Genomic DNA, 2,003 nt, shown 5'->3' on the forward strand with positions numbered 1-2,003 from the left:
CGCGGGTCTCGGACCGCACGGCGTTCTTCTCGATCGACAAGACGGGTGACCCGGGTCGGCTGATCGAGTACGACTCGACCCAGAAGATCTTCAGCAACCCGAGCCAGAAGAAGACCGAGGACTACATCACGGGCCGCTTCGGCTGAGCAGCACTCGACAAGATCCCGGCACGCCGATCGGCCGTGCCGGGATCCGTCGTATGTGGGGAGGTGCGTACCGGCCGAGCGGATCAGCCGCCGACGCGGATGAGCCGGGCCGACAGGTGGGGTGACATCTCCTGGCCGACCGCGGCCATGTCCTGCGCGTAGAGCAGCGCACCCTCGACGATGCCGTAGAGGCGGTGGCCGGCGGTAACCTCTTTCGCCGTCGGCGTCCGCAGGACCAGGTCGGTGGCCATCTCGACACGGGTCCCATCGATCTTGCCGATGTGCATCTCCATGATGCCGGTGGGCGTGGTGATCAGCACCTCGAGCTCACCCGTCGCGCGGCCGTCGACGAGCACCGGGCGCCACCAGCCGGTCTCACGGCCCGCCGGCTTGACCGGCAGGTTCTCCTCGTTGATCACCCAGGCGCGCGACTCGTAGTAGAGGAACGGGCGCCCGTCGTGCGTGATCTTGATTTCCTGGCCGTAGTCGAAGTCCTCGATCGTGGGGAAGCCACCCCGACCGCGCCCGCGCCACAGCCCGATGTACGGCAGCAGGGGCTGCAGCGCCGGGTGCAGGTCGGGGCCCTCGCGCAGGTCGTACGTCTCCACGAAGGGATACGGCTCCACCGGCGGGGCGTTGAGCCACGGCGGGGGTGCGATCGGGTTCTCGTCGGTCACCATCTGCCCCTTGCTACGCGTGCTGCCAGATAGACCAGACCACCGGCCAGCGCGCCGAAGCCTGCCACCAGCAGGCTCACGAACCCGATCTCGGTCACCACGCGAACGATCCTATGCTGAGCCGATGGCTCGTACGTTGATCGTCAAGGTCACCGCCGGGGCGGACGCGCCGGAGCGGTGTGCCCAGGCCTTCACAGTCGCCGCGACGGCGGTTGCCGCCGGGGCCGACGTCTCATTGTGGCTGACCGGAGAATCGTCCTGGTTCGCGCTCCCCGGTCGGGCGGAGACCTTCGAACTGCCCCACTCGGCCCCGCTGCAGGACCTGCTCGCGGCGGTCCTCGCCGCCGGCCGCGTCACGTTGTGCACCCAGTGCGCCGCCCGCCGGGAAATCACCGAGGCGGACGTCATCCCAGGTGTACGCATCGCGGGCGCGGCGGCCTTCGTCGAGGAGACGCTGGCCGACGGCGCGCAGGCGTTGGTCTACTGATGGACTGGGTCGACTGGCACGGCGCGTACGCGGACCCGTCGTCCTCGCTCTCGCGCCGGTTGACCGCCGTGCGGGAGCAGATCCGCCTGGCCCTGGACGCGGCTCCGCCCGGCCCGATCCCGGTGGTCAGCATGTGCGCGGGCGACGGCCGCGACCTGCTCGGCGTGCTCACCGACCACCCGCGCGCCGCCGACGTCACGGCCCGGCTGGTGGAGCTCGACCCGACCCTGGCCGAGCGCGCCCGGGAGGCCGCCGCGGCCCTGCCGGCCAAGGTCGAGGTGGTCACGGGCGACGCGGCACAGACCGACGCGTACGCCGGCGCGGTGCCGGCCCGCCTGGCCCTCTTCTGCGGCGTGTTCGGCAACATCTCCGACGCGGACGTGGCGGCGACGGTGGCCGCGGCACCGGAGTTCGTCGCACCGGGCGGGGTCGTCGTCTGGACCCGGCACCGTGAGGAGCCCGACCTGGTGCCCCGGATGCTGGACTGGTTCGCGGCGGCCGGGTTCGAGCCGTTGTTCGTTTCGGCCCAGGACGCGGGCTTCGGGGTCGGCGCGCACCGCTACGCGGGCCCGGGCCACGCCCTCGTTCCGGGCCGCCGCCTTTTCACGTTCCAGCGCTGAACCGGCCTGCCCGCGGCCGCCCTGCCCGCACCCGCTTTGCTCTGCTTACAGATACGCATCACCTCGGCTGACC

The 2,003-nt window shown here is 71.3% G+C and carries 4 protein-coding genes and 1 pseudogene; 3 read left to right on the top strand and 2 right to left on the bottom strand.

What is annotated here, in order from left to right:
• Window positions 1-146: pseudogene (gene pstB / locus AB0H87_RS41320) on the top strand (phosphate ABC transporter ATP-binding protein); the annotation flags it as partial.
• A gap of 83 nt (window positions 147-229) precedes the next feature.
• Here pstB and AB0H87_RS41325 read toward each other — a convergent pair.
• Together AB0H87_RS41325 and mtfM are read right to left on the bottom strand one after the other, a co-directional pair.
• Entirely contained in the window at window positions 230-823 is a 594-nt protein-coding gene (locus AB0H87_RS41325) for an FABP family protein (protein WP_360159194.1), read from the bottom strand.
• Window positions 820-924: a small membrane protein MtfM gene (gene mtfM / locus AB0H87_RS41330; protein ID WP_275408206.1), complete on the bottom strand. Its 105-nt coding sequence runs from the start codon at window positions 922-924 to the stop codon at window positions 820-822. Before mtfM ends, AB0H87_RS41325 begins: the two co-directional genes overlap by 4 nt.
• Before the next feature lie 23 nt (window positions 925-947).
• Here mtfM and AB0H87_RS41335 point away from each other — a divergent pair, with 23 nt between their 5' ends.
• Together AB0H87_RS41335 and AB0H87_RS41340 are read left to right on the top strand one after the other, a co-directional pair.
• A complete protein-coding gene (locus AB0H87_RS41335; protein WP_360159188.1) occupies window positions 948-1,310 on the top strand; it encodes a DsrE family protein in 363 nt (120 codons plus the stop codon).
• A complete protein-coding gene (locus AB0H87_RS41340; protein ID WP_360159191.1) occupies window positions 1,310-1,930 on the top strand; it encodes an SAM-dependent methyltransferase in 621 nt (206 codons plus the stop codon). Before AB0H87_RS41335 ends, AB0H87_RS41340 begins: the two co-directional genes overlap by 1 nt.
• The last annotated feature ends 73 nt before the right edge of the window (window positions 1,931-2,003 follow it).

This window comes from Asanoa sp. NPDC050611, from assembly GCF_040654855.1.
Taxonomy (GTDB): domain Bacteria; phylum Actinomycetota; class Actinomycetes; order Mycobacteriales; family Micromonosporaceae; genus Asanoa.

Bases quoted from the DNA above. Each gene is read 5' to 3' on its own strand.
- AB0H87_RS41335 (WP_360159188.1), top strand. From the start codon at position 948: ATGGCTCGTACGTTGATCGTCAAGGTCACCGCCGGGGCGGACGCGCCG.
- AB0H87_RS41340 (WP_360159191.1), top strand. From the start codon at position 1,310: ATGGACTGGGTCGACTGGCACGGCGCGTACGCGGACCCGTCGTCCTCG.